At 58.8% G+C, this 23,374-nt stretch carries 22 protein-coding genes; 12 read left to right on the top strand and 10 right to left on the bottom strand.

What is annotated here, in order from left to right; all coding sequences use genetic code 11:
- Positions 1-117: 117 nt before the first annotated feature.
- Complete coding sequence (locus EJA70_RS27335; RefSeq protein WP_008082100.1) at positions 118-519, top strand: MerR family DNA-binding transcriptional regulator; 402 nt, start codon at positions 118-120, stop codon at positions 517-519.
- A 149-nt stretch (positions 520-668) separates the two neighbouring features.
- Positions 669-1,568 carry a hydroxymethylglutaryl-CoA lyase gene (locus EJA70_RS27330; protein WP_158835133.1) on the top strand — a complete coding sequence of 300 codons (900 nt, stop codon included), beginning with the start codon at positions 669-671 and terminating at the stop codon, positions 1,566-1,568.
- 664 nt (positions 1,569-2,232) lie between these two features.
- On the opposite strand, the gene EJA70_RS27325 is transcribed toward EJA70_RS27330, so the two are convergent.
- On the bottom strand, positions 2,233-3,930 hold the full coding sequence (locus tag EJA70_RS27325) for an AMP-binding protein (RefSeq protein ID WP_158835130.1): 1,698 nt from the start codon (positions 3,928-3,930) through the stop codon (positions 2,233-2,235).
- Positions 3,931-4,302: 372 nt separating this feature from the next.
- Between EJA70_RS27325 and EJA70_RS27320 the strand changes: the two genes are divergently transcribed.
- From EJA70_RS27320 to EJA70_RS27305, 4 genes are all read left to right on the top strand, one after another.
- Positions 4,303-5,466 (top strand): isovaleryl-CoA dehydrogenase, encoded by a 1,164-nt coding sequence (locus EJA70_RS27320; protein ID WP_158835127.1) that lies wholly within the window; start codon positions 4,303-4,305, stop codon positions 5,464-5,466.
- 97 nt (positions 5,467-5,563) lie between these two features.
- A complete protein-coding gene (locus EJA70_RS27315; protein ID WP_158835124.1) occupies positions 5,564-7,168 on the top strand; it encodes a carboxyl transferase domain-containing protein in 1,605 nt (534 codons plus the stop codon).
- 118 nt (positions 7,169-7,286) lie between these two features.
- Positions 7,287-8,102: a gamma-carboxygeranoyl-CoA hydratase gene (locus tag EJA70_RS27310; RefSeq protein WP_158835121.1), complete on the top strand. Its 816-nt coding sequence runs from the start codon at positions 7,287-7,289 to the stop codon at positions 8,100-8,102.
- Positions 8,102-10,051 carry an acetyl/propionyl/methylcrotonyl-CoA carboxylase subunit alpha gene (locus EJA70_RS27305; RefSeq protein ID WP_158835118.1) on the top strand — a complete coding sequence of 650 codons (1,950 nt, stop codon included), beginning with the start codon at positions 8,102-8,104 and terminating at the stop codon, positions 10,049-10,051. Before EJA70_RS27310 ends, EJA70_RS27305 begins: the two co-directional genes overlap by 1 nt.
- A gap of 39 nt (positions 10,052-10,090) precedes the next feature.
- Here EJA70_RS27305 and EJA70_RS27300 read toward each other — a convergent pair whose 3' ends face one another.
- The gene (locus tag EJA70_RS27300) at positions 10,091-10,750 is read right to left on the bottom strand and encodes a LexA family transcriptional regulator (RefSeq protein WP_158835115.1); all 660 of its coding nucleotides are present in this window, start codon (positions 10,748-10,750) and stop codon (positions 10,091-10,093) included.
- 130 nt (positions 10,751-10,880) lie between these two features.
- On the opposite strand from EJA70_RS27300, the gene EJA70_RS27295 reads away from it, so the two are divergent.
- A complete protein-coding gene (locus EJA70_RS27295) occupies positions 10,881-11,219 on the top strand; it encodes a DUF6124 family protein (protein ID WP_008082079.1) in 339 nt (112 codons plus the stop codon).
- Between the two features lie 164 nt (positions 11,220-11,383).
- Here EJA70_RS27295 and EJA70_RS27290 read toward each other — a convergent pair whose 3' ends face one another.
- Complete coding sequence (locus EJA70_RS27290; RefSeq protein WP_157173088.1) at positions 11,384-11,602, bottom strand: hypothetical protein; 219 nt, start codon at positions 11,600-11,602, stop codon at positions 11,384-11,386.
- 97 nt (positions 11,603-11,699) lie between these two features.
- Here EJA70_RS27290 and EJA70_RS27285 point away from each other — a divergent pair, with 97 nt between their 5' ends.
- Complete coding sequence (locus EJA70_RS27285; RefSeq protein ID WP_158835112.1) at positions 11,700-12,851, top strand: M14-type cytosolic carboxypeptidase; 1,152 nt, start codon at positions 11,700-11,702, stop codon at positions 12,849-12,851.
- 140 nt (positions 12,852-12,991) lie between these two features.
- Positions 12,992-14,194: an MFS transporter gene (locus EJA70_RS27280; protein ID WP_008082075.1), complete on the top strand. Its 1,203-nt coding sequence runs from the start codon at positions 12,992-12,994 to the stop codon at positions 14,192-14,194.
- 51 nt (positions 14,195-14,245) lie between these two features.
- Here the strand turns inward: EJA70_RS27280 and EJA70_RS27275 are convergent, their stop codons facing one another.
- The 5 genes from EJA70_RS27275 to EJA70_RS27255 form a co-directional block, all read right to left on the bottom strand.
- Complete coding sequence (locus EJA70_RS27275) at positions 14,246-14,791, bottom strand: cytochrome b (protein ID WP_158835109.1); 546 nt, start codon at positions 14,789-14,791, stop codon at positions 14,246-14,248.
- Positions 14,788-15,894, bottom strand: coding sequence for a catalase family peroxidase (locus EJA70_RS27270; RefSeq protein WP_158835106.1), 1,107 nt, complete (start codon positions 15,892-15,894; stop codon positions 14,788-14,790). The genes EJA70_RS27275 and EJA70_RS27270 overlap by 4 nt, the downstream gene beginning before the upstream one ends.
- 121 nt (positions 15,895-16,015) lie before the next feature.
- Complete coding sequence (locus tag EJA70_RS27265; protein ID WP_158835103.1) at positions 16,016-16,780, bottom strand: enoyl-CoA hydratase-related protein; 765 nt, start codon at positions 16,778-16,780, stop codon at positions 16,016-16,018.
- Between the two features lie 52 nt (positions 16,781-16,832).
- Positions 16,833-18,167: a hypothetical protein gene (locus tag EJA70_RS27260; RefSeq protein WP_158835100.1), complete on the bottom strand. Its 1,335-nt coding sequence runs from the start codon at positions 18,165-18,167 to the stop codon at positions 16,833-16,835.
- The gene (locus tag EJA70_RS27255) at positions 18,164-19,744 is read right to left on the bottom strand and encodes an amino acid adenylation domain-containing protein (protein WP_158835136.1); all 1,581 of its coding nucleotides are present in this window, start codon (positions 19,742-19,744) and stop codon (positions 18,164-18,166) included. Before EJA70_RS27255 ends, EJA70_RS27260 begins: the two co-directional genes overlap by 4 nt.
- 281 nt (positions 19,745-20,025) lie before the next feature.
- Between EJA70_RS27255 and EJA70_RS27250 the strand changes: the two genes are divergently transcribed.
- Together EJA70_RS27250 and EJA70_RS27245 are read left to right on the top strand one after the other, a co-directional pair.
- Complete coding sequence (locus EJA70_RS27250; RefSeq protein ID WP_008082060.1) at positions 20,026-20,532, top strand: sigma-70 family RNA polymerase sigma factor; 507 nt, start codon at positions 20,026-20,028, stop codon at positions 20,530-20,532.
- Positions 20,529-21,272: an anti-sigma factor gene (locus EJA70_RS27245; RefSeq protein WP_158835097.1), complete on the top strand. Its 744-nt coding sequence runs from the start codon at positions 20,529-20,531 to the stop codon at positions 21,270-21,272. Before EJA70_RS27250 ends, EJA70_RS27245 begins: the two co-directional genes overlap by 4 nt.
- Before the next feature lie 108 nt (positions 21,273-21,380).
- On the opposite strand, the gene EJA70_RS27240 is transcribed toward EJA70_RS27245, so the two are convergent.
- Positions 21,381-22,139, bottom strand: a complete 759-nt coding sequence (locus tag EJA70_RS27240; protein ID WP_256677753.1) for a hypothetical protein — start codon at positions 22,137-22,139, stop codon at positions 21,381-21,383.
- Positions 22,140-22,152: 13 nt separating this feature from the next.
- On the bottom strand, positions 22,153-22,278 hold the full coding sequence (locus EJA70_RS31210; RefSeq protein ID WP_256677752.1) for a hypothetical protein: 126 nt from the start codon (positions 22,276-22,278) through the stop codon (positions 22,153-22,155).
- A 296-nt stretch (positions 22,279-22,574) separates the two neighbouring features.
- Between EJA70_RS31210 and EJA70_RS27235 the strand changes: the two genes are divergently transcribed.
- On the top strand, positions 22,575-23,374 hold an 800-nt coding region (locus EJA70_RS27235; protein WP_158835094.1), incomplete at its 3' end, for a hypothetical protein.

Genomic DNA, 23,374 nt, shown 5'->3' with positions numbered 1-23,374 from the left:
CGGCAGCTCCTACATGGATCGGTGTAGGAGCTGCCGCAGGCTGCGATCTTTTTCTTGCTTGACGTAAACGTCAACCTGCCATTAGCTTAGCGCCAAGACCTTTTGCCGAGCGCGCCCATGAGCAGCCAGACCTACAGCATTTCCGACCTCGCCCGCGAGCTGGACATCACCACCCGGGCGATCCGCTTTTATGAAGAGCAAGGCCTGCTCAGCCCTGAGCGCCGTGGCCAGGAACGCATCTATTCGCCGCGCGACAAGGTCAGCCTGAAGCTGATCCTGCGTGGCAAGCGCATTGGCTTCTCGCTGGCCGAATGCCGCGAACTGATCGAGCTTTACGATCCCTCCAGCGGTAACACCAAGCAGCTCAACAGCATGCTGGCGAAAATCGCCGAGCGCCGCGAACAGCTTGAGCAGCAGTTGCTGGATATCGAACAGATGAAGCTGGAACTCGATACCGCCGAAGAGCGCTGCGTGCAGGCGCTTGAGCAAACTCTCAAAAGCCAGCAAGTAGCGCAGTAATTCGACACGACTCCTCCCCTGTGGGAGCGGGCTTGCCCGCGATGAGGCCGGAACATCCAGCATTGATGTTGACTGACCCGACGCCATCGCGGGCAGCCCGCTCCCACAGAGTTCTCCATGAATTCAAGATAATCAGCAGGTCAACCGCCATGTCCCTCCCCTCCCAAGTACGCCTGATCGAAGTCGGCCCGCGCGATGGCCTGCAGAATGAAGCCCAACCGATCAGCGTCGCCGACAAGGTGCAACTGGTCGATGCCCTCAGCGCCGCTGGTCTTGGCTATATAGAAGTCGGCAGTTTCGTCTCGCCCAAGTGGGTGCCGCAGATGGCCGGTTCCGCTGAAGTGTTCGCGCAGATCCAGCGCAAACCCGGCGTGACCTACGGCGCACTGGCGCCGAACCTGCGCGGCTTTGAAGATGCGATCGCCGCCGGGGTCAAGGAAGTGGCGGTGTTCGCCGCCGCCTCTGAAGCCTTCTCGCAGCGTAACATCAACTGCTCGATCAGCGAGAGCCTGGCGCGCTTTGCGCCGATCATGGAAGCGGCGAAGCAACACGGCGTTACCGTGCGCGGTTACGTGTCCTGTGTGCTCGGCTGCCCGTACGAAGGCACGGTCGCGCCGGAACAAGTGGCGATGGTCGCGCGTGAGTTGTATGCGATGGGCTGCTACGAAGTTTCGTTGGGCGACACCATCGGCACCGGTACCGCTGGCGCGACTCGACGCTTGTTTGAAGTGGTTTCGGCACAGGTACCACGGGACAAACTCGCCGGGCATTTCCACGACACCTACGGCCAGGCCATGGCCAATATCTACGCCAGCCTGCTCGAAGGCATTTCCGTGTTCGACAGCTCTATCGCGGGCCTTGGCGGCTGTCCGTACGCCAAAGGTGCGAGCGGTAACGTTGCCACCGAAGACGTTGTGTACCTGCTCAACGGCCTCGGCATCGAGACAGGAATCGACCTGGACGCCTTGATTGCCGCGGGTCAGCAGATCAGCGCGGTGCTCGGCCGCCCGAGCGGTTCGCGCGTGGCCAAGGCTCGTAGCGCACCGTGAGGGCAGAAGGTGTTACCGCTGTGTCTGGAATGTGGGGCTCAAGCGAGTAACACGGAAACAAATTGTCTGGTTTCGTCTGAACGAAAAATCTTATAAATTATTAAGCCATTGATTTATAAGGATTTTTAAAAGTTGGCACGGCTTCTGCTATCTCTATGGCATAACAAGAATAAAAAGCAGCAAACCAATAAAAATAAGACGTACCGACTCTGACATAACAAAAACAACACGGCAGAGACGCAGCTAACAGATTTTTTTGGAGAAGGTGTGCTTTTCAGGGTGCTCTCAGGAGTGACCCGCAACCGGGCAGAGAACAATAAAACTACCTTCAGGTAGCTCCCGAATCGGTTGGATCGTTAACGAGAAAGCAGATCAGCGCTCAAAAAAATACGTTTGCTCTTGACCCCGGATGGGGGTCGCCAAAAACAGCGGTAAAGGGCCACGGTTGCCAAAAACAACAACAGACCGACCCTCAATAATAAAAAAGAGCACGCGACGACAAAATTAAAGGGGAGCTTCGGCTCCCCTTTGTGCTTTCTGCAATTCCTCAATCCCCCCAAATCCCTGTGGGAGCTGGCTTGCCAGCGATTGCGGTAGATCATTCAACATTGACGCTGCCTGACCTGACGCCATCGCTGGCAAGCCAGCTCCCACAGGGTTGTGGTTACCGCTCGATTGTTTTGATTTCCTCGATGCTGATTTCGCGCATGCGGAATTTCTGGATCTTGCCCGTCACCGTCATCGGAAACTCTTCGACGAACTTGAAGTGCCGTGGCGTCTTGAAGTGCGCGATGCGCTCCTTGCACCAGGTTTGCAGCTCCAGCTCGGAGGCGTTGTGACCGGGGTGGAATTTGATCCAGGCAACAATCTCCTCGCCGTAACGCGAACACGGAATACCGATCACCTGCACGTCCGCCACCGCCGGATGGGTGAAGAAAAACTCCTCCAGCTCACGCGGATAAACATTCTCGCCGCCACGAATGATCATGTCCTTGTTACGCCCGGCGATGTTGACGTAACCCTCCTCGTTCATGCTCGCCAGGTCGCCGGTGTGCATCCAGCCGGCTTCATCGATGGCTTCAGCGGTGGCTTGCGGATTGCTCCAGTAGCCGAGCATTACGCTGTAACCCCGAGTGCAGAGTTCACCGATGGTTCCGCGCGGCACGAGGTTGCCGGCCTCGTCGATGATCTTGCTTTCCAGTTGCGGCTGCGTGCGGCCGACCGTGGTCACGCGTAATTCCAGTTCATCGTTCGGACCGGTTTGCAGCGACACCGGGCTGGTTTCGGTCATGCCGTAGGCGATCTGCACTTCGCTCATATGCATTTCGCTGATGACCCGGCGCATCACTTCAATCGGGCATGTTGCGCCGGCCATGATCCCGGTGCGCAGGCTCGACAGGTCGAACTCGGCGCGTTGCGGCTGATCAAGCATGGCGATGAACATGGTCGGCACGCCATACAGCCCGGTGGCTTTTTCCTCGGCGACGGTTTGCAGGGTCAGCAACGGATCGAAGGCGTCGTTGGGGTAAATCATCGTGCTGCCGTGGGTGATGCAGCCGAGGTTACCCATGACCATACCGAAGCAGTGGTACAGCGGCACCGGGATCACCAGACGATCGCGAGGAGTCAGGCCGATGCTTTCGCCGACCATGTAACCGTTATTGAGGATGTTGTAGTGGCTGAGGGTCGCGCCCTTGGGGAAACCGGTGGTGCCGGAAGTGTATTGAATGTTTACCGGTTGATCGAAGTGCAGGCTGTTGCTGCGTTCGTTGAGTTGTTGCGGGGAGATGCTCGCGGCCATATCAGTCAGTTGCGACCACGGCAGGAAACCTGATGGCGGTTGCGCGTCGAGGCTGATCACCCCACGCAATTCCGGCAGACGTTCACTGCGCAGTTGGCCAATGGCTTGTTCGGCCAGTTCTGGCACTAATCCTTGCAACATGCCGTGGTAGTTCGACGACTTGAACGCCCCGGCGCAGACCAGCCACTGGCAGCCGGATTGTTTGAGCACGTATTCCAGTTCAGAACTGCGGTAGGCCGGGTTGACGTTGACCAGAATCACGCCGATTTTCGCCGTGGCGAACTGAATGATGCACCACTGCGCGCAGTTCGGTGCCCAGATGCCGAGGCGGTCGCCGGCCTGCAACCCCAGGGCGAGCAGCGCTCGGGCGTGCAGATCCACCGCGTCGGCCAGTTGTCGCCAGGAATAGCGCAGTTGCTGATGGCGCACGACCAGCGCTTCGCCGTCGGAATATTGCGCGACGGTCTGATCGAACTTCTGCCCGATGGTCATCGCCAACAAGGCTTTGTCTTGTGAACCACGGGTGTAGCTGCGCTGCGGGTTTGCACTGGGTTGATCCATGACGACCCCTATTGTCTTTATTAGTGGGTTTACCGGATTGCACTTTTTGTGAGGAGCTTTGTGGTTGGCTTTTGTGGCGAGGGGATTTATCCCCGTTGGGTGGCGAAGCCGCCCCTGCATATCTCCAGACAAATCAGATTTACAGATTTCACGACTGCTTCGCAGCCGAACGGGGATAAATCCCCTCACCACAAAAGCCCGCTCCCACAAAAAAGCGATCCGTTTTCAATCTTGAACTGCCCCTACTCTCGCTCAAGTTGACGTTAACGTAAAGGGTGATTGACAGCCATTCGTCACAGGCTTACGTTAACGTAAAGGTGAGAGCCGAGTGACCGCCCTCCCCACCCTACAAAAAAGCCAAAAAGGTGACCCATGAGCTATCCATCCCTGAACTTCGCCCTCGGTGAAACCATCGACATGCTGCGCGATCAGGTTCAGTCCTTTGTCGCCAAGGAGATCGCTCCGCGCGCCGCGCAGATCGACAGCGACAACCTGTTCCCTGCGGACATGTGGCGCAAATTCGGTGACATGGGCCTGCTCGGCATCACTGTGCCGGAAGAGTACGGCGGCGCCGGCCTGGGTTACCTGGCGCACGTCGTGGCGATGGAAGAAATCAGCCGTGGCTCGGCTTCGGTGGCGCTGTCCTATGGCGCGCATTCCAACCTCTGCGTCAACCAGATCAACCGCAACGGTAACCACGAACAAAAAACCAAATACCTGCCCAAGCTGATCAGCGGCGAGCACGTCGGCGCACTGGCGATGAGCGAGCCCAACGCCGGTTCCGACGTGGTCTCGATGAAACTGCGCGCCGACAAACGCGGTGACCGTTTCGTCCTCAACGGCAGCAAAACCTGGATCACCAACGGCCCTGACGCCAACACTTACGTGATCTATGCCAAGACCGATCTGGAAAAAGGCCCGCACGGCATTACTGCGTTTATCGTTGAACGTGACTGGAAAGGCTTCAGCCGCAGCAGCAAGTTCGACAAGCTCGGCATGCGTGGCTCCAACACCTGCGAGCTGTTTTTCGACGACGTCGAAGTGCCGGAAGAAAACATCCTCGGCGTACTAAACGGCGGCGTCAAAGTGTTGATGAGCGGCCTCGATTACGAGCGCGTGGTTCTCTCCGGCGGCCCAACCGGGATCATGCAGTCGTGCATGGACCTGATCGTGCCGTACATCCACGACCGCAAACAGTTCGGCCAAAGCATCGGCGAGTTCCAGCTGATCCAGGGCAAAGTCGCCGACATGTACACCCAACTCAACGCCAGCCGCGCCTATCTTTACGCGGTTGCGCAGGCTTGCGAGCGTGGCGAAACCACCCGTAAAGATGCCGCCGGGGTAATTCTCTACACCGCCGAACGCGCCACACAAATGGCCCTTGATGCGATCCAGATTCTCGGCGGTAACGGTTACATCAACGAATTCCCGGCGGGCCGTCTGCTGCGTGACGCCAAGCTGTACGAAATCGGCGCCGGCACCAGTGAGATCCGTCGCATGCTGATCGGTCGCGAACTCTTCAACGAAACGAAATGAATTTCGTCAGCGGCGAGCCGCAAGTTTCAAGCTGCAAGAGAACAGCTTCAACTTGCCGCTCCAAGCTTGCAACTCGTAGCTGCTTACGGAGTAAGCCATGATTCTGCACACTCAGCTCAACCCACGTTCAGCAGAGTTCGCCGCCAACAGCGCGGTGATGCTCAAACAGGTCGACGCCCTGCACACCCTGCTCGCCCAAGTGGCGCAGGGTGGCGGCGCGAAAGCCCAGGAGCGCCACACCTCGCGCGGCAAACTGCTGCCGCGTGAACGCATCAACCGCTTGCTCGATCCGGGCTCGCCGTTTCTGGAAATCAGCCAATTGGCCGCCCACGCCGTCTATGGCGAAGACGTGCCGGCGGCCGGGGTGATCGCCGGGATCGGCCGGGTCGAAGGCGTCGAATGCATGATCGTCGCCAACGATGCGACGGTTAAGGGTGGCTCGTACTATCCGCTGACCGTGAAGAAACACCTGCGCGCACAAACCATCGCTCAGCAGAATCGCTTGCCGTGCATCTATCTGGTGGACTCCGGCGGTGCCAACCTGCCGCGTCAGGACGAAGTGTTCCCGGATCGCGAGCACTTTGGGCGGATCTTCTTCAACCAGGCCAACATGAGCGCGATGGGCATTCCGCAAATCGCCGTGGTCATGGGCTCCTGCACCGCTGGTGGCGCTTATGTGCCGGCGATGGCGGATGAAGCGATCATGGTGCGCAATCAGGCCACCATTTTTCTCGCCGGGCCGCCGCTGGTGAAAGCTGCGACCGGTGAAGTGGTCAGCGCCGAAGACCTCGGCGGGGCCGATGTGCACTGCAAGATTTCCGGGGTCGCCGACCATTACGCCGAGAGCGACGAACACGCCCTCGCGCTCGCCCGCCGCAGCGTCGCCAACCTTAATTGGCGCAAACTCGGCGAAGTGCAGCAACGCGCGCCGATTGCGCCGCTGTACGCCAGCGACGAGTTGTACGGCGTGGTGTCCGCCGATGCCAAGCAACCCTTCGATGTGCGCGAAGTGATCGCGCGGCTGGTTGACGGTTCGATATTCGATGAGTTCAAAGCGCTGTTCGGCACTACGCTGGTCTGCGGTTTTGCGCATCTGCACGGCTATCCGATCGCGATTCTGGCGAACAACGGCATCCTCTTCGCCGAAGCCGCGCAAAAAGGCGCGCACTTCATCGAACTGGCCTGCCAACGCAACATTCCACTGCTGTTTTTGCAGAACATCACCGGCTTCATGGTCGGCCAGAAATACGAGGCCGGCGGCATCGCCAAGCACGGTGCAAAACTGGTGACCGCTGTGGCGTGCGCCAAGGTGCCGAAGTTCACCGTGATCATTGGCGGCAGCTTCGGCGCCGGTAACTACGGCATGTGTGGCCGCGCTTACGATCCGCGCTTCCTGTGGATGTGGCCGAACGCGCGCATTGGTGTGATGGGCGCCGAACAGGCGGCCGGCGTGCTGGTGCAGGTCAAACGTGAACAGGCCGAACGCAGTGGCCAGACCTTCAGTGCCGAGCAGGAAGCCGAGATCAAGCAACCGATCCTTGACCAGTACGAAGAGCAGGGTCACCCCTACTATTCCAGCGCACGGCTGTGGGACGACGGCGTCATCGACCCGGCGCAGACCCGCGATGTGCTGGCCCTGGCCCTGTCCGCGTCGCTGAACGCGCCAATCGAACCGAGCCGCTTCGGCGTGTTCCGGATGTGATTCGATCCTGTAGGAGCAAGGCTTGCCCGCGAAGGCGATGTGTCAGTCACATCAATGGTGGAATGACTACTTTCGCGGGCAAGCCTTGCTCCCACAAGAACCGTGGAGACGGAAGAATATGAGCGACTTCAACACCCTCGAACTGCAAAGCGACCCACGGGGTTTCGCCACCCTGTGGCTCAATCGCGCGGAGAAAAACAACGCGTTCAACGCCGAGATGATCCGCGAACTGATCCTCGCCCTCGACAAGGTTGCCAGCGACGCCAGCCTGCGCTTTCTGCTGGTGCGCGGCCGTGGCAAACACTTCAGCGCCGGCGCCGATCTGGCGTGGATGCAACAATCGGCCGAGCTCGATTACCACACCAACCTCGACGACGCCCGCGAACTGGCCGAGCTGATGTACAACCTCGCCAAGCTGAAAATCCCGACGCTGGCGGTGGTGCAAGGCGCGGCGTTCGGTGGCGCGCTGGGGCTGATCAGTTGCTGTGACATGGCCATCGGCGCCGACGACGCGCAGTTCTGCCTGTCGGAAGTGCGCATCGGTCTGGCGCCAGCGGTGATCAGCCCGTTCGTGGTGCAAGCCATCGGCGAACGCGCGGCACGGCGTTATGCGTTGACCGCTGAACGTTTCGGCGGTCAGCGTGCGCGGGAAATCGGCTTGTTGTCCGACAGCTATCCGGCTGCAGAACTGGATCAACAGGTCGAACAGTGGATCAGCAATCTGCTGCTCAACAGCCCCGCCGCGATGCGCGCCAGCAAGGACTTGTTGCGTGAAGTCGGCAACGGCGCACTGACCCCGGCGCTGCGCCGCTACACCGAAAACGCCATCGCCCGCATTCGCGTCAGCCCGGAAGGTCAGGAAGGTCTGCGGGCCTTTCTGCAGAAACGTCCGCCGAGCTGGCAAGCCGAAACCACCACCAAGGAGCCGCGTTGATGAGCGCACCTGTTCTCACCACCCTGCTGGTGGCCAACCGTGGCGAAATCGCTTGCCGCGTGATGCGCACCGCCAAGGCCCTGGGCCTGACCACCGTCGCCGTGCACAGCGCCACCGACCGCGAGGCGCGGCACAGCCGTGAAGCGGATATCCGCGTCGATCTCGGCGGCAGCAAAGCGGCTGACAGTTACCTGCAAATCGACAAACTGATTGCGGCGGCCAAGGCTAGCGGCGCGCAGGCGATTCATCCGGGGTATGGCTTTCTTTCCGAAAACGCCGGGTTCGCCCGTGCAATCGAAGCGGCCGGGCTGATTTTCCTCGGCCCCCCGGCCTCGGCCATCGACGCCATGGGCAGCAAATCGGCGGCCAAGGCGCTGATGGAAACCGCCGGCGTGCCATTGGTGCCGGGTTATCACGGCGAAGCGCAAGATCTCGATACCTTCCGTGCTGCTTGCGAACGCATCGGTTATCCGGTGCTGCTCAAAGCCACGGCCGGTGGCGGCGGCAAAGGCATGAAAGTCGTCGAGGAAGTCAGCCAACTCGCCGAAGCCCTCGCCTCGGCCCAGCGTGAAGCGCAGTCGTCGTTCGGCGATTCGCGGATGCTGGTCGAGAAGTATTTGCTCAAGCCGCGTCACGTCGAAATTCAGGTGTTCGCCGATCAGCACGGCAATTGCCTGTACCTCAATGAACGGGACTGCTCGATTCAGCGTCGGCATCAGAAAGTCGTCGAAGAGGCGCCGGCGCCGGGTCTGACGCCTGAACTGCGTCGGGCGATGGGTGAAGCGGCTGTGCGCTCGGCGCAGGCGATTGGTTATGTCGGCGCGGGCACCGTGGAGTTTTTGCTGGATGCGCGCGGCGAATTCTTCTTCATGGAGATGAACACGCGCTTGCAGGTTGAACACCCAGTGACCGAAGCGATTACCGGCCTCGATCTGGTGGCTTGGCAAATCCGTGTGGCGCGGGGTGAAGCGCTGCCGATCACTCAGGCGCAAGTGCCGCTCAATGGCCATGCGATTGAAGTGCGCTTATATGCCGAAGATCCTTCGAATGATTTTCTGCCGGCGACCGGACGTCTGACGTTGTACCGCGAGTCCGCTGAAGGGCCGGGGCGCCGAGTGGACAGCGGGGTTGAAGAAGGTGATGAAATTTCGCCGTTCTACGACCCGATGCTCGGCAAGCTGATTGCCTGGGGCGAAGATCGTGAGCAGGCGCGCCTGCGTTTGCTGAGCATGCTCGCTGAGTTTGCGATTGGCGGGTTGAAGACCAATATCAACTTTCTGCGGCGGATCATTGCGCATCCGGCGTTTGCGGCAGCAGAGCTGGATACCGGGTTTATTCCGCGCTATCAGGAGCAACTGCTGCCGGCTGCCGGCGAGTTGAGCGATGGGTTCTGGGAGGCAGCAGCGCAGGCGTTTGCGCAGAGTTTGCCGGCGGTCGCGCGGGCGGATGATCCTTGTTCTCCGTGGTCACTCAACAGCGGCTTGCGCGCCGGTCTGCCCCGGGAAATCACCCTGCACTTGAGTTGCGAGGGCCAGGATCGAGCGTTGACCCTGGGTTTGGCGGGTAACGCTCACCTGTCGGGTGAAGCGCTGGTGGTGGAACACGAGGGAGTGCGTCGCCCCTTACGAGCCATTCGTCAGGGCGATTCGCTGTATCTGCAATGGGAAGGCGAATTGCGCCGTATTGAAGCGTACGACCCGATCAGTGCCGTTGAAGCCAGCCACAGCCATCAGGGCGGTCTGACCGCACCCATGAACGGCAGCATTGTTCGCGTACTGGTCGAGGTCGGGCAAACGGTCGAAGCCGGCGCGCAACTGGTGGTGCTCGAAGCAATGAAGATGGAGCACAGCATCCGTGCGCCGCAGGCCGGGGTGATCAAAGCGCTGTATTGCCAGGAAGGTGAAATGGTCGGCGAAGGCAGCGCTTTGGTCGAACTGGAAGAAGCTTGAAAAGGAGATCGATCCTACGTCTGCGCAGGATCGATCCGACTAGTAACGCGCCGTTGCCTGAACCACCACGCCGATGATTCGACACTCATCGGTCAACAGGGCTTTCGGCCACGTCGGATTGAGCGGCACCAGGTAGCGCTGGCCGCCCTCTTCGTCGAGTTTGCGAAAGATCGCATCATCAGAATCCGACCACTGGGCAATCACCAGTTTTCCCGGCAGCGCCTCCGCCGCCGGATCGACCAGGATCAGCATGCCTTCGGCGATACTCGGGCCGCGCGGAGCAGTCATCGAATCGCCTGCCACCGTCAGCCAGAATGCCGCGCCACGGGCGTGGTAATCCGTCAGTTCGAAACGCTGTTTGTCCTGCGCCTTGCTGTAGGACTGCGGCTCAGTCTCGCGCACTTCGAAGGGCGCGCGCCAGTCGTTCACCGGGTAACGGAAGTACGGGTTGTACTTCTGTGCCAGCGGCATATCGTCATCCGCGGTTTGCTGCGGCTCGCGAATGACCATCGCGACTTCGAGAAAATCCATTCCCAGTGCTTGCAGCACACGGTTCATCTCCGTGACGCCCGGTTCACGACGTTTGTTCAGCCAATGGCCGATGCCGCCCTGGGACATGCCAACACGCTCTCCGAGCTCTGTTTGAGTGATTTTGAGTTCACTCATCTTGGCCTTGACCAACTCAATCCATTTATCCATAAGCCGCACCATACGTGGACGCCTTCGGCCCGCAAAACACATATTGTAGTATTTAAATTCTGGTCACAACTACGCACCGTACTATGCTGACGACACGGATTTTCAATCGAACAAGGAGTGACCCTTCATCATGAATATCAGCAGCAAAGACTTGCCCGATCTGCAGATGGACACCACCTTCACTTCGCCTCAAGGCAATGCCGCGGCGCAGCGGGCGTTGGACTACTACTTGAAACCAACTGTGTCTGAACCCGAGGTCGACGAACGCTTTTTCAACGTCAAACGTCATCTCAGTGGTGAAGAGGCGTTGGTGCATGCTTCGGATCTGCTGCGATGCGCAGCCGCGACCGCCTTCAAGGCGGCAGAAAACCTGCAAGGCGCAAGCCGCGATCTGGCGTTTTCGGTGGTGCACATGGTCGATATGGCGCGGGCGATGGTCGACCATTCGCTCGATGGCGATGAGGTCTGAGGAACGGCAGTTCGGACGGACGGGAAAGAATTTTCCAATCGCGCAGATAAAAACATTTGACTTGCAAATGATAATGATTATTATTGCAAGCAGCTGGTCGCGAGATCAGTCGATGGACCAGAGACCTTAGGTCGGTCTTCTGGACTATCTCCTCATCAGGCTAATCACGGTTTTTGACCCGGCTTTTTGCCGGGTCTTTTTTTGCCCGTTTTTCGGGCTTGTGTCTTCAGGCTAATGAAGTCTTTAGGTGCTGCGAATTCGATGGCGCGGATAATATCAAAAGAATATCGCTTGGCAAGCCGGGCCCGGCCACATTGGGGCAAAGTAATGACAATTAGCACTTGAGAATCAATCGCATAGCCTCTAAGCTGCGTCCGCGTCATGGAGGACGCCCCCCGCCACACCCCGCAATTTCCCTCGGTTTCAGCGCAGTCTTGCGTGTAAAGTAACGGCCATAAAAATCATATTCAGGAAGCGATTATGACCGTGGCCAAATCTTCGTTCGACATCAGCGCCAACTTCGACAGCGGCAATATCCAAGTCATCGACATCAGTAATCCGCTCAATCCGGTTCTGGCCATCCGTCCGGACACCCGCAGCGCCCATTTTCAGTGGTTCCACTTCAAGGCCAGCGGCCTGCACGTCGGCCAGGAACACTGGTTTCGCCTGAATAACGCCAGCCAATCTTCGTACAACAAAGCCTGGACCGGTTATCAAGCCGTGGCCTCTTACGATCACGTCAACTGGTTTCGCGTGCCGACCATTTTCGAAGGCGATTGCCTGCGCTTCAGCCTCGAAGCCACCCAGACCCACGCCTGGTTCGCCTATTTCGAACCCTACAGCCGTGGTCGTCATGACTGGCTGATCGAGCAGGCGCTGACCAAGGCCGGCACCGAACTGCTGGCCACCGGCAAAAGCGTCGAAGGCCGCGATATTCAGTTGCTGCGCAAAGGCAGCGGCGCTGCGGGCCAGCGCAAAGTCTGGATCATTGCCCAGCAACATCCGGGCGAGCACATGGCCGAGTGGTTCATGGAAGGCGTGATCGAGCGCCTGGAACGCCAGGATGATCCGGTGCTGAACAAATTGCTGACCAGCGCCGATCTGTACTTGGTGCCGAACATGAACCCGGACGGTGCCTTCCACGGTCACTTGCGCACCAACGCCATGGGCCAGGACTTGAACCGCGCCTGGCAGAACGCCAGTCAGGACATCAGCCCGGAAGTACTGTTCGTGCAGCAGCAAATGCAACAGTACGGCGTTGACCTGTTCATCGATGTTCACGGCGATGAAGAAATCCCTCACGTATTCACCGCCGGTTGCGAAGGCAATCCTGGCTTCACACCGCGCATCGAGAAGCTCGAAGAGCACTTCCGCAACCATCTGAAACACACCACCAAAGATTTCCAGACCAAGTACGGCTACACCCGCAATGAGCCGGGTCAGGCGAACATGACCCTGGCCTGCAACAGCGTCGGCCAGAAATACGACTGCCTGTCGCTGACCCTGGAGATGCCGTTCAAGGATCACGATGATCATCCTGACAAGGAAACCGGCTGGTCCGGCAAACGCTCGAAACAACTGGGCAAAGACGTGCTGACCACTATCGCCGACATGGTCGACACCTTGCGTTAACGCCTCCCGCGCAAGACCAAAAGATCGCAGCCTGACTGCGATCTTTTGCTTTCTATCGTCCTCCGCTTTACCCATAAAGGTTGCAATATAAAACCAAATGGCGATATGGTTTTATTTTGAAACCTAAAAGGACTCGGGACATGAAACCTCTCAACAGCGGCGCCGTTTTGTTGTTTTCAGTCGCCTGTGGCCTCGCGGTCGGCAATGTGTATTACGCGCAGCCACTGCTCGATGCCATGGCCGAAGCGTTTGCCCTGTCGCCGGCAACCATTGGTATCGTTATCACGTTGACGCAGATCGGTTACGGCGTAGGTCTGGTATTGCTGGTGCCACTCGGCGACTTGCTCAACCGGCGTCGATTGATCGTTACTCAGACACTGCTGTCGGCGGTCGCGTTGCTGATGATCGCGCTCGCGCCCAACAGCCTGTGGTTGCTGCTCGGCATGACCCTGACCGGTTTGCTCGCCGTGGTCACGCAAGTGTTGGTGGCTTACGCCGCGACGCTGGCGATCCCGCAACAGCGCGGGCGCGTGGTCGGTGTGGTCACCAGCGGCATCGTCGTCGGAATCCTGTTGGCACGCACGGTCGCGGGAGGGATGGCCGATCTGGCTGGATGGCGAGCTATCTATTTCCTTTCAGCCGGCCTCACTCTGTTGATGGCGCTGTTGCTCCTTCGCGTATTACCCAAGCACGAAACCCCACAACCGGCGAGCTCCTACTTCGCATTGATCGCCTCGGTATTCAGCCTGTTCAAGGAAGAAGCGGTGCTGCGTCAACGCGCACTTCTCGCTTTGCTGACGTTCGCCAGCGCGATGGTGCTGTGGACGCCGATGGTGCTGCCGCTCGCCGCCCCGCCTCTGTCACTTTCCCACAGTGAAATAGGATTGTTCGGACTCGCCGGTGCCGCCGGAGCATTGGCAGCGGCACGCGCCGGGCATCTGGCTGATCGCGGCCTCGGGCAATGGGTCAGTGGGCTTTCATTGTTGTTGATGCTGGCTTCGTGGCTGCCCATCGCCCTCACGCAATCCTCGCTGTGGGCGCTGCTGCTCGGCGTGATCACCCTCGACCTGGGCTTGCAAGCCATCCACGTCACCAGCCAAAGCATGATCTACAGCGTGCGCCCGGAAGCGCAAAGCCGCCTCACCGCCGGTTACATGTTGTTTTACTCGATCGGCAGCGCGTTGGGTTCGATCGGCTCAACCGCGATGTATGCGTGGGCCGGGTGGCTGGGCGTGTGTCTGCTCGGCGCCGGCATCAATGCCATTGCCCTCTTTTATTGGTGGCTAACACTGTCACACCGTGGCGAGGGAGCTGGCTCCCGCTCGGTGGCGCAGCAGTCGTAAGATCCTGAGGACTGCTTCGCACTCCAGCGGGTGCAAGCTCCCTCGCCACCGTTAATTGCGATTGCGGCCGCGCAACATGCTGTCGAGCACTTCGTCGCGGCGCACCCAACCGTGAAACAGCGCCGCCGCCAGGTGCAGCAGCACGGTGAGAAACAGCAGATACGCCAGATAACCATGGGCCTTGCGCAGCAACGCAAACAACTGCGCATCGGCCGGCACAATCGACGGCAACTGCAACGTGGCGCTGAGCATGACCGGTTCACCCGAAGCGCTGATCATCGCCCAACCGAGCAACGGCAGCACCAGCATCAACGCGTACAGCAACAGGTGCGAAGCCTTGGCCGCCAGTACCTGCCAATCCGGCAGATCCGCCGGCAATGGTGGCTGGCGGGTGCACAAACGCACCAAGAGACGCACGACCACCAGCGCCAGAATCGCGATCCCCAACGGTTTGTGCAGATGAATCAGCCACTCATGCCGCGCGGAAACGGAGGTCACCATCCCTGCGCCAATAAACAGCATGGCGATGATCATCACGGCCATCAGCCAATGCAGCAGCCGCGCCAGCAAAGCGAAATGCGTCGGTTGAGTGCTCATGGGCGAGCCTCCTGTTTGGCGGCGGGCAACTGGCTGACTTCGCTGGTGCGACGCAGGTAAGAATCGGCGTAACCGGCGGATCGTGCCGCGAGCAACGGATCGTCGGTGCCTTGAATCCCGGCCGGCAACACCAGCGGGTCGTAGTTGATGTCACGGCATTCACCGCTCAGTTGCGGCTGGGTTTTCTCCAGCACCAAGGTGCCAGCGTTGACGACTTTGCGCCCGGCAGGCCAGGTTTTACTGGCGTCATTGACGGGGTCATCGGGGTTGGCCAAGGTGATGTTCAACTGAAAGCGCAGCGGTGCGGCGGCCAGGCGCTGCACCAGATCCTTCTCCAGAAAATCACCGCCCTCAGGTGCAGTGGCACCCGCTGCGTCTTGTGCCAACGGCGCCATGCTCCAGCGCACCGCCTGCTTTTTGCCGCTGGCGTCCACCAGATAAAAGGCATTGATGCTGTTATAGGTTTCCGTGGCGTAACTGGCGGACGGTTTGGCGGTCTTCACCCACGTCAGAAACGGCACCGCTTCCGGGTGCGAAGCAAAGAATGCCGGCACCTTGCTCGGGTCAGGCTTGCCCGTGGTCGGGTCCGGCGACTGCGCCTGCTGCAACTGATAAAACGCCTCAGGTGTCCCGACCGGGAACACCGGCATGCTGTTCATCCCGGTACGCCACTGCTGCCCGTTGGCCTGAGTAAAACGCAACGCCAGACTGCGAATCGGCACGCTGCTGTCCGGTGCATAAGGATTGCCCGCCGGCAACGCAAAGCGCCCGACCACCGCTGTGCGCGGATCATTGAACACCTGCGCGGTGGAGAACACCCGCGCCTCGCCACTGCTCTCGAAATGGCCAATCACGCAGACACCTTTGGCGTGATTGCGACGAAACCCAGGATGCACGCCGTTGTTTTTCTCCAGCACATCGACCAGCGCTTTTGGCGTCAGACGTTGTGGGTCGAAGTTGCCATGCACGTAGGCAAACGCCCCGGCCACAGCAGCGATGACCACGGCGATGCCGCTCAGACGCAACATCAGGCTGGCGGCGCTCAATGGCGGGCGCTGTGGCCCGCCCGGCGGTGAAGTGGGCGGTGAGCTGCGATCAACCATGAAAAGACTCCAGGGCCATCGGCCGTAGGGAAAGGTGCTATGAGACGCACGCCTCGTAGGATTATTCCCTTTGAACTGTAGTTTCTTTCACCTCGATGCGTACGACGCCCCGCTGAAGAGATTAAATCTGCTGAAACCGTGGCGGACGTTTCTGCAAAAAAGCCTGCATGCCTTCCTTTTGGCCCGGTGTCGCGAACAAGCCATGAAACACCCGTCGCTCGAACAGAATGCCTTCGCGCATGCCGGATTCCTCCGCGCGATTCACCGCTTCGCGGGCCGCCAATGTCGCCGTTCGTGCAAATCCTGCGATCTGCTGTGCGACGGCCAATGCCTGTTCAAGCAATTCATCGGTGGCGGTCACTCGCGAGACCAGTCCGGCCTGCTCGGCTTCGCGGGCGCCGATTGAACGCCCGGTCAAAATCATGTCCATGGCTTTGGCTCGGCCTACCAGCCGGGTCAGGCGTTGGGTTCCGCCCATCCCCGGCATAACGCCCAAGGTGATTTCCGGCAAGGCAAACTGCGCCGACTCGGCAGCGATGATCACGTCACACATCATTGCCAACTCACAGCCACCGCCAAAGGCATACCCCGAGACCGCAGCGACTTTTGGCGTGCGGAAGGCGGTGAAAGCATCCCACCCGGCAAAATAGTCCTCCTCGATAATCTCCTGGTACGACTTTGCGTACATTTCCTTGATGTCGGCGCCAGCCGCGAAGTACTCCTTCGTACCGGTAATAAGGAAACAACCGACTCCCGGATCGTTATCGAGCCCGCGCAGCGTTTCCAGCAACTGCGTCATCAACTGCGTACTCAGCGCATTGCGCGCCTGCGGGCGATCAAGCCGGATCAGCACCACGCGTCCCAGTCGTTCAATCAACAGGTTCATGTTCATCTCATTCCTTGAATAATGTATGTGCAGGGAAAATTTCAGCGTGGCGTCAGGAATCCCAAATGGCGCCGTAGGCCGGAATCCCTCGCGCCTCCATTTCCTCGACCACTCGCTGCGTCTGCGTCTGATTGGATATGCAGATCACCGCTTCGGCGCCGAATGACTGCACGGCGGCATAGGCCAGGTTCACCAGATCGGGTTTGCCCGACACATCGGTGTCCCAGATCAGGGCATCGGGCTGGGCCGCAAGGATTTCATCCACCAGCGAATCGCCATAAGTGGCTCGCGGACTGCGGGTCGACCAGATCAGGCGAATAGGCACCTGTCTGGCCAACAGATGTGGCAACACCGGGCCGATGCCGCTACCGGTGGCGACATACACCACCGATTTGAACAGCGTTTCAATGTGTGCCACGCCCGCCGTGGTGATGCCTTTTACCCAGACATGCGTGGGCGCCTGCTCGATGAACGCGCCCGTCCAGTCGCCCGCCCGGGAAATGATCAGGCGGAAACCATCCTCTCCGGGTGTAGGAATATTGGCGAAAGAGTGCCACTCCCACAGCGGGTGGCGACTGATCGCCGTGGCTGAACCGGCAAACGGTGTGTGGTGATCGAAGCGCGCGATCACCGCATGTGCAGATGGCTTGAGCAGACTGACCGGGACTTTGCGTAAACGCAGCCAGGGCAAGGCAATGCTCAGCGTCAGCAACAGCAGCATCCAGAACGAGACCGAGCGCAGCAGGACGTCCATCAGCGCCAGCGTGGGATTCTGCTCTTGGGCAGACACCAGCGTCATCGCCCAGAACAGCGCCAGCGCCGCCCAACCACCGAAACGATGCGTGCGTTCGAACGCGTTGTGACAGCGTCCGCGTATGCCCGGCAACGCCATGATCGCAATCAGCAACAGCAACCCGAACAGCCCGCCGCTGAGGCCGATCAGCGTCAACGAAACCCCGCCTGGCCCTGCAAACCGCTGCCAGATCATCGAACCCGACAACGCCGCAAACCAGGCAATGGCGGCTGTCGCCCCACCACTGTGCAATCCGCCAAAGTGATAGACCTTGGCCAACGAGCGACGAATGGCCAGCGGCCAGGTCGTCGGTGCTCGCGTTGCCAGCCAGAACAGCGCATTGATCAGGTACTGCTGACGAATCAATATCGCCATGGACAGGTTCGCCACCACCAGCCCGGAGAGCGCAGGCAAATCCGCGCCTGCGGCCGACCACCACTGGCCGCCGCTCAGGCCAAACACCAGCGCGGCGACATTGCAGGCGAGTACCAGCGCGACCAGACGGTTGTAGTGCGAGAACATCGGCAGCGTTCCGAGCCGCCGCCAGCGTGCCGGTTTGGCGGGTAATTCGACGTTCGCATCCACTGCGTTCATGCCGGCACCAGCTGTTCGGTGCAGGTATTTTCCGCTTGATGTGCGAGTGCTCTCGCCAGCAACAGACGCTTGTCGACCTTGCCCCGGGAGGTCAGCGGAATGTCATCGACCGCGAGAATCAACGAAGGCACGCAGTAATAAGCGAGTCGTTGTTCGCAATACAAACGCGCCACATCGACGTTCGTGGAAGCCGGATAAACGAACGCCACCAGTTGACGACTGTCGAGCTTCAGCGTGACCGCGCGCTCGCAATTCGGTGCAGCCTCCAGCGCCGCTGACACCGAGTCGAGTTCCACCCGAAAACCTCTGACCTTGACCTGATCATCGACACGCCCCAAGTGCTCCAGCTCGCCGTTTTCGGTCCAACGTCCCAGATCACGGGTGCGAAACATCATCCGCCCGTCACCCAGAAAGGGATCAGGCTGATACCGCTCGGCGGTCAGCTCAGGATTGCCCAGGTATCCCGCCGTGACGCAATCGCCCCCCGCCCACATTTCGCCTTGCTCACCGGGGGCGCAGAGCTGCCCCGCCTCATCAAGCACATAAACGGTATTGTTCGGCGTCGGTTTACCGATCGTCATCGGTCCCGATCCCTGATAGTGCTGCAGGGTGTTGACGATGGTCGTTTCGGTCGGTCCGCACGCGTTGTTAAAACTGCAAAATGCGGCCCAGCGGTCTGCCAATGGTTGTGGGCACGGTTCGCCTGCCAAGGCGACGACCTTCACCTGGCGGCAACGTGCGGGGTCAAGCGTGGCGAGAATCGACGGCGTCGCAATCAGCACGTCGCACTGCTCGGCGGTCTGCGCGATGTCTTTGCCACGGATCAACAGCGTGGCGCCGTGGGCCAGGCAACCCAACACCTCCCACGCCGCCATATCAAAGGCGATGTTGAGGATCTGGCCGACCTTCCAGCCAGGGCGCATACCGAGATTGCCCGGCGCCGTCAGCAAGATGTTGCACACGTTGCGCTGGGTCACGCGTACCCCATTGGGCAGGCCGGTAGTGCCTGAGGTAAACAGCACAAAACACAGTGAGTCCGGCGATGCCGTTTCGCCACAGATATTCAACTCATCGCTGGCAACACTTTCTTCGCGGATGAATTCATCCAGGTGGATGCATTGCTCGGCCGCCGTCAGCGGAATCGCCGGCGCCAGCGCCGACAACGTCAGAACAACGCGTACCCGGGCAACGGTCATGATGTGGCGCAACTGGGAGGCAGGAGTGATGCCCACATGCTGAGGGATGTAGGCCGCGCCGACTTTCAACACTGCCAACATGCCCACCAGCATCGGAATCGAACGCTCGACAAACAGCGCCACGTGATCGCCTGCGACCACGCCGCGCTGGATCAAATTGACCGCGAGCCGATTGGCCTGACGGTTCAACTCGCCGTAAGTAATCGATTGCCCCTGACATTGCGCCGCGATGGCCTGAGGCCGGGCACTGGCTTGCGCTTCGATGGCGCGGTGAATCAATGCCGCGCTCGGCTCGACCAGAGGGCCACAGCCGAAGCGCTGCCATGGATCGGATTCAACAATGACCTTCGGCTCGATGCTCGATACCGAGCGGTTTTTCATCACGAATGCTTGCATTGGATTTCCCTTATTTCCCGACAATGTGTCCAGTCACTTCTGGCCGGTTGAGCTGGGCTGCACCGGTCGCCAAACGCGTCTGTCAAAAGGGTTGAGCAGGGAAATCTGAATCCATTACACGGACTACAAAACGCAGCGACATCTCCTACAAAAGCAGGGATGAACATTTTCATAACGCCGGGGGGAATAATTTACGGCGGGAGACGTCTTTCTGTTCAACACTGCTTATCCGGCCCGTGAGATGTCCAGCCCATGACCACCTCTCCATGAACGACCTTGACGAGCCACTGCGGGAATTGATCCCCCGATTGCGCCGCTTTGCCGTGTCATTGACGCGCAACAGCAGCAGCGCCGACGATCTGGTGCAGGCGAGCCTGGAGCGGGCGCTGTCGAGTTGGGGCGCCAAACGCGCCGATGGCGACTTGCGGGCCTGGCTGTTCGCGATCCTGTACCGGCAGTTTCTCGATGCCCATCGCCGCTCGCGACGGTATGCACGCATGCTCGAATTTTTCACCGGGCGTGACGATGCCGAACCGTCGGTGGAACGCACGGTGATTGCCCAATCGACCCTGCAAGCCTTCGACCGTCTGCCCACCGAACAGCGCGCCCTGCTGCTGATGGTGTCGGTGGAAGGCCTGACCTATAAAGAGGTCGCCGAGATCCTCGGCGCCCCGATCGGCACCGTGATGTCGCGCCTGTCCCGCGCCCGCCAGGCCTTGCGCCAACTCAGCGACGGCGAAATCACCAGCCCTTCTCTGCGGAGACTCAAATGATCAGCCTGCCCCCCAGCGAGCGTGATTTGCACGCTTATGTCGACCACCAACTCAGCGAGGCCGACCGGCGTGTGCTGGACACCTGGCTGGCTACTCACTCGGATGAAGCCGCGCAAGTGCGCGCCTGGCAACAGGACGCCCAGCAACTGCGCGCTGCCCTTGGCGGTGCCCTGCAGCAACCGCCGAATCCGGCGCTTGATCCGACGATGATTCGGCAGCGGCGCCAGCGTCAGTCACGTCGTCATCTGGCCAGTGCAGCGGTGTTGCTGATCGCCGTCAGCGTCGGTGGTTTCAGTGGCTGGCAGGCGCGCGAAATGACCCTCGTGCGTTCCTCGATATTGCCGATGACCGATGCCTTGCAGGCTTATCGATTGATCGCCCAGCAAGGCATGTTGCCGGCGGATTACAAGGTTGAGAATGACGGCGACATGCAGCGCTGGCTCGACCGTTATTTCTCCCGTGCCAGCCGTTTGCCGGACCTGACAGCGGCCGGGTTTCAAGCGGTCAGCGGCCGTCTGCTGAGCACCGATGAGGGGCCGGCGGCAATGGTGATGTATGAGGATGGCAGCGGCCACAAAGTCAGTTTTTATGTACGCCCGCCGGGGCCGAAAAACAGTTTTTTGCCACGCGGAAAACGCAGCGACGGGGATTTGCAGGCCGAGTACTGGTCGGGTGAAGGCTACAACTACGCAATGGTCAGCCCGACCGATTCCCCGGCAGCGCGATCACTGCAATTCTGAAAACCCCGCAGAACCCTGTGGGAGCGGGCTTGCCCGCGAAGCGGTGGATCAGCCAAAGAATAAATCGACTGACACGACGCCTTCGCGAGCAAGTTCGGCACCTACAGGTTAGGCGCATGCAAGAGAGTGTATTGGATGGGCGCTTACGGATGGGCTAAGAAAGTCTATGTGGTAGCCAGAGGAGCCATCACCAATAGCTAAATGAATACCACTGACGCCCTCATTCATTTGGGAGTTGATTTTGTAATCAATTTTATTCGAGATGGATTCGTTAACGCCGATGGCAAATTCCGTAAGTTTCAGTCCGCGTTTGCCAGCCGCGAGATCCAGAAGCTTTATATGCTCTTCGTTATTTATTTTTAATGAGGTTATGTTGTTTTCTTTTACTGTGAGCCAGGCCTCTTCGTTTGATATTCGGTCACTTAGCCATTTTAGAGAGGCTTTCAGACCGGCAGGCAATTCGGGATTAGGCTTTCTGAGCACAGTCAGTATTCCAGAAATACTCAACGTACCTGAAAACACAAAAGGACAAGGCTCTAATGGGTTCATATGTGCATAATGAACCTCAAAGAATTCTGCCACGGACTGTACGAAGTTTTCGGTCACATCTTCGCCAAGTAATGCATAAGGCTGTGCATGGGGAAGAATTGATACTGTTGCATTGGATTCGTTACCAGACAACGAAAATGTCTGGTAAGAGTTAAGCATATTCAATACAGCTCGCTGCGAGCAGAGCGATTGCTGAAAATCGCTGTTCATCAGAAGCTCTAGGCTGTAAAGCGCCGCGGCTAAGGATGGCTCAAATACTTGGGTCGCGCAGAAGATGATTTTTTTGCGCTCCGTCTTTCTGGCGATCTCAAATGTCATTTTTGCAGCTTCGTTACTGAAAGAAAAAACGATGCTGTTCTTTGGAAATGTGCGCCCAAGCCAACGGTGCCCATCCAAAATTTTCCGGACCAGACGTGACTCGATTAAGATTTTCTTCTGTGGTTTTTTCAGTTTGCATTTGAGCTTTCCTTTTTTTGATTTTTTTGTGATCCCCCATATTGCATAGGGGTGAGCGGATTAATGCATAAGTTGGCGACTGGTTTAAATAGTTATTTCCACTTTTCAAGAATCAATTCTTATGTCTTTTTTCAGAGATGAGTGGTTCGGTTATTTACCCGACTTGCGTCTGTAGGTCTATTCTGAAAGTTGTAAATTCAAGGTTTTTCAATTGTGGTGAGAGGTCTTGTCTGGTTAGGTTTTATTTATGGGCTTTGCTTTCAGGGCTCATGCCAACCATGAATACAGGGGCACACAGTGCACACATCAAAGAAATACCTGACAGACGCATCTGTCCACCAAGCCTTACTCCTGACTGACTTAACCGAGAAGAACCAACCCGATCACGCAGTCCGACTACTGCTCAATGAAGTCCTTCAAGGACTCGCAGAAAGAGGCTGGCCCCGAGCCCAATTGCAGGTCGGGCCAAGGATTGTGTCTGCAGAAGAAAACTACGGCTTGCTGGGTTACGACCCGGCAGAAATTACCCTTGGCAGCGAGCACACACGTTGGGTCGATGAGCATTCGCTTTTGCGAACGCAAACCACCAGCCAGATTCCTGCGGCGCTTCAACAGGCCGCCGAGGTTCGTCAGCCAGGACAAACCATTTTGCTGGCAGCACCAGGCATTACCTTCAGACGTGATAGCCGAGATCGTTGGCATTGCGCCGAGCCGCACCAAATGGACATTTGGGTATTGGGCGACCCGGAGCTGGCATCCCATGAGCATTTGCTGCGTCTGGTCGGCGATGTTTTGCAGTCGGCCGTCCCTGAAAAGTCCTGGGTTTATAGCGACAGTCCACATCACTACACCGAGGGCGGAATTGAAGTGAATGTGTTGAATGATGGTGTGCCGGTCGAGGTTCTTGAGTGCGGGCGTATCGCGCAGTCGCTATTGCAGCGTTTGCAGATTGATCCGCTGCGCCATGGCGGGCTCGCTCTTGGGATGGGACTGGATCGGCTGACGATGTTGCGCAAAGGCATTCCTGATATTCGTTTGTTGCGTGATCAGAATGTGCGCGTGCAGGCGCAGATGCATGATCTGGATCCCTGGACTGC

The sequence above is a fragment of the Pseudomonas sp. PB103 genome (assembly GCF_009764635.1).
Lineage (GTDB): Bacteria > Pseudomonadota > Gammaproteobacteria > Pseudomonadales > Pseudomonadaceae > Aquipseudomonas.
This window is presented reverse-complemented; position numbering and strand designations above follow the sequence as displayed.

Bases quoted from the DNA above. Each gene is read 5' to 3' on its own strand.
- EJA70_RS27315 (WP_158835124.1), top strand. From the start codon at position 5,564: ATGATTCTGCACACTCAGCTCAACCCACGTTCAGCAGAGTTCGCCGCC.
- EJA70_RS27245 (WP_158835097.1), top strand. From the start codon at position 20,529: ATGATCAGCCTGCCCCCCAGCGAGCGTGATTTGCACGCTTATGTCGAC.
- EJA70_RS27320 (WP_158835127.1), top strand. From the start codon at position 4,303: ATGAGCTATCCATCCCTGAACTTCGCCCTCGGTGAAACCATCGACATG.
- EJA70_RS27285 (WP_158835112.1), top strand. From the start codon at position 11,700: ATGACCGTGGCCAAATCTTCGTTCGACATCAGCGCCAACTTCGACAGC.
- EJA70_RS27250 (WP_008082060.1), top strand. From the start codon at position 20,026: ATGAACGACCTTGACGAGCCACTGCGGGAATTGATCCCCCGATTGCGC.
- EJA70_RS31210 (WP_256677752.1), bottom strand. From the start codon at position 22,278: ATGCAAACTGAAAAAACCACAGAAGAAAATCTTAATCGAGTCACGTCT.
- EJA70_RS27270 (WP_158835106.1), bottom strand. From the start codon at position 15,894: ATGGTTGATCGCAGCTCACCGCCCACTTCACCGCCGGGCGGGCCACAG.
- EJA70_RS27255 (WP_158835136.1), bottom strand. From the start codon at position 19,744: ATGAAAAACCGCTCGGTATCGAGCATCGAGCCGAAGGTCATTGTTGAA.
- EJA70_RS27280 (WP_008082075.1), top strand. From the start codon at position 12,992: ATGAAACCTCTCAACAGCGGCGCCGTTTTGTTGTTTTCAGTCGCCTGT.
- EJA70_RS27300 (WP_158835115.1), bottom strand. From the start codon at position 10,750: ATGGATAAATGGATTGAGTTGGTCAAGGCCAAGATGAGTGAACTCAAA.
- EJA70_RS27325 (WP_158835130.1), bottom strand. From the start codon at position 3,930: ATGGATCAACCCAGTGCAAACCCGCAGCGCAGCTACACCCGTGGTTCA.
- EJA70_RS27260 (WP_158835100.1), bottom strand. From the start codon at position 18,167: ATGAACGCAGTGGATGCGAACGTCGAATTACCCGCCAAACCGGCACGC.
- EJA70_RS27295 (WP_008082079.1), top strand. From the start codon at position 10,881: ATGAATATCAGCAGCAAAGACTTGCCCGATCTGCAGATGGACACCACC.
- EJA70_RS27310 (WP_158835121.1), top strand. From the start codon at position 7,287: ATGAGCGACTTCAACACCCTCGAACTGCAAAGCGACCCACGGGGTTTC.
- EJA70_RS27330 (WP_158835133.1), top strand. From the start codon at position 669: ATGTCCCTCCCCTCCCAAGTACGCCTGATCGAAGTCGGCCCGCGCGAT.
- EJA70_RS27335 (WP_008082100.1), top strand. From the start codon at position 118: ATGAGCAGCCAGACCTACAGCATTTCCGACCTCGCCCGCGAGCTGGAC.
- EJA70_RS27240 (WP_256677753.1), bottom strand. From the start codon at position 22,139: ATGACATTTGAGATCGCCAGAAAGACGGAGCGCAAAAAAATCATCTTC.
- EJA70_RS27275 (WP_158835109.1), bottom strand. From the start codon at position 14,791: ATGAGCACTCAACCGACGCATTTCGCTTTGCTGGCGCGGCTGCTGCAT.
- EJA70_RS27265 (WP_158835103.1), bottom strand. From the start codon at position 16,780: ATGAACCTGTTGATTGAACGACTGGGACGCGTGGTGCTGATCCGGCTT.
- EJA70_RS27290 (WP_157173088.1), bottom strand. From the start codon at position 11,602: ATGACGCGGACGCAGCTTAGAGGCTATGCGATTGATTCTCAAGTGCTA.
- EJA70_RS27305 (WP_158835118.1), top strand. From the start codon at position 8,102: ATGAGCGCACCTGTTCTCACCACCCTGCTGGTGGCCAACCGTGGCGAA.